The organism is Candidatus Hydrogenedentota bacterium (assembly GCA_012730045.1).
Classification (GTDB): domain Bacteria; phylum Hydrogenedentota; class Hydrogenedentia; order Hydrogenedentales; family CAITNO01; genus JAAYBR01.
On record JAAYBR010000068.1, the window covers coordinates 1 to 2,062 of the forward strand.

2 protein-coding genes are annotated in these 2,062 nt (G+C 66.6%); both read left to right on the forward strand.

Translation table 11 applies throughout. From position 1 onward, the window contains the following. Positions 1–270 precede the first annotated feature (270 nt). Positions 271–957, forward strand: coding sequence for an SGNH/GDSL hydrolase family protein (locus tag GXY15_06955; protein NLV40950.1), 687 nt, complete (start codon positions 271–273; stop codon positions 955–957). A 75-nt stretch (positions 958–1,032) separates the two neighbouring features. Next, on the forward strand, positions 1,033–1,932 hold the full coding sequence (locus GXY15_06960) for a hypothetical protein (protein ID NLV40951.1): 900 nt from the start codon (positions 1,033–1,035) through the stop codon (positions 1,930–1,932). The last annotated feature ends 130 nt before the right edge of the window (positions 1,933–2,062 follow it).

A 2,062-nucleotide genomic window follows, 5' to 3' on the forward strand; every position in this document is an offset into this window, starting at 1 on the left:
CCCGCCGCAATTTCGGCTGCCCCGTTGGGGCATGATGGTTCTGCGCGGGCAACCCAGGGCAGGCCTGGCCCTTCGGGCGGCGGCCTGGCCTGGGCTATATTCGGCAACGCTTTCAGCGTTGAAGAGGTTGGACAAAGGGCAATGAACACACTCCGCCCGGAAGCTGTTCGCGGTTTTTGGTGCGATTGCCCCGTGCAACCCCGGGGCGCTCCTTGCATGCGCGGCCGCCGGGGTGAATAATGGCGTTGGTCCCACGAAAAGGAGAACCCCATGTCCAAGCGTTTTGCGGTTGCGGTGGTTGCGGCGGCGGTGCTGGCCGCCCTGCCCCTGGGGGCCGCCGAGCCGGCCCCGAAGCTGGAGCGCATCGAGTGGAGCGACATCTGGATCACCGACGCGGACCGCGACGAACTCCCGCGCGTGCTGCTGGTGGGCGACTCCATCGTGCGGGGGTACTATGACGGCGTGGAGAAGGCGCTGGCGGGAAAGGCCGCCTGCGCGCGCTACACGACCTCGAAGTTTCTCGGCAATCCGGACTACGCCGGGGAGCTGGGCCTGATCCTGGACCGCCACCGCTACGATGTCATCCACATCAACAACGGCCTCCACGGCTGGGACTGCACGGAGGAGGAGTACCGCAAGGGCCTGGAGGCGCTCGTCGCCCTGCTCCGGGAGAAGGCCCCCGGCGCGAAGGTGGTCTGGGGCATGACCACCCCCGTGCGCGTCGCGGGCGACCTGGCGAAACTGGACGCGGACAAGAACGCCCGCGCCGCCGCGCGCAACCAAATCGCCGCCGGGATCATGGAAAAGAACGGGATTCCCGTCACGGATTTGTACGCCGCCCTGGCCGACCGCCCCGACCTCTTCGCCGACGACGGCGTCCACCACAACGCCAAAGGCCGCGAACTCCTCGCGGGGATGGTCGCCGACGCCGTCGGGAGGTGCCTGCCGAAGGAGTAGGCGGACGGGTTTTTAACGCAAAGGCGCAAAGGCCCAAAGACGCAAAGAAAAAGTGGTGTGGAGTGGAGGCCGCGAATGGCAAACGGCGTTGAGTTTGCGGGGTTTCTGATTCTCGCTTTTCTTGGAGTGCTTCCCCTGGTGCCGGTGGTCTTCTTTGCGCAACGGGCGACGCTGAAGAAGGACCGTTCCGCCTTGCGGCCTCTGGCCGTTTTTTCCGTTGCCGCGCTGGTGGTGTACGCCGTGGTGTTTGCGGACGGGTTTCTGCTGGAGCCCAACTGGCCCCGGGTGGTTCACCTCGAGGTGACGGGCGCGGTCTCCAAACCCCTGACCATTCTGCAGCTTTCCGATCTGCATCTGGAGAAGGACACGCCGGCGCGTGAGGCCTGGCTGGCGGACCGGTTGAAGGAGCTGCATCCCGATCTGATCCTGCTCACGGGGGACATCCATCAGATGGAGAATCTGGACGTGGAGATACTGCGCGCGAAACTTGGCGGGATCACCGCGCCCCTGGGGGTGTTCGCCTGCTCGGGGTATGACCATGTGCGGGCGATCCAAGAGGCCGCGCCGGGCATCCAGTGGCTGGAGAACGAAGCCGTCGTGCTGCGCCGCGGCGAGGAGGTCATCGGGCTGGCCGGGCTGAACGCTTTTGGGAACCGCACCCCGGTGTACGCCGCGCTCGGGGAGGCCACTTTCCGCATCGCCATGCACCACACGCCGGGCCTCGCGGACGAGGCGGCGGCGGCGGGGATGCATCTCTATCTCTGCGGCCACACCCACGGGGGGCAGGTGCGCATTCCCCTCTGGGGCGCGGTCATCACCAACTCTCCAACGGGCAAGCGTTTCGAGCGCGGACTGCGGCGCGCGGGCGCAATGCCCGTCCACACCTCATCGGGGCTGGGGTTGGAGCCGCCGCCCGCGCCGCAGGTGCGGTTTCTGTGCCGCCCGGAGATCACCCTGATCACCGTGGCTTCCTGAACCGCCTAGCAGCCCGTGGCAAAAGGCTGAATTGAGCGGACCATGTTGAGGTGGTTCCATGCGGGCGTTTCTGGGCGTGTCGTGTGGCGGTGTTTCCTGCGGGGGGGCATACAGGACCAAATGGTCTGTC

What these genes read in the sequence shown, in the direction of transcription:
- GXY15_06955 (NLV40950.1), top strand. Translation starts at nt 271, where the DNA reads ATGTCCAAGCGTTTTGCGGTTGCGGTGGTTGCGGCGGCGGTGCTGGCC.
- GXY15_06960 (NLV40951.1), top strand. Translation starts at nt 1,033, where the DNA reads ATGGCAAACGGCGTTGAGTTTGCGGGGTTTCTGATTCTCGCTTTTCTT.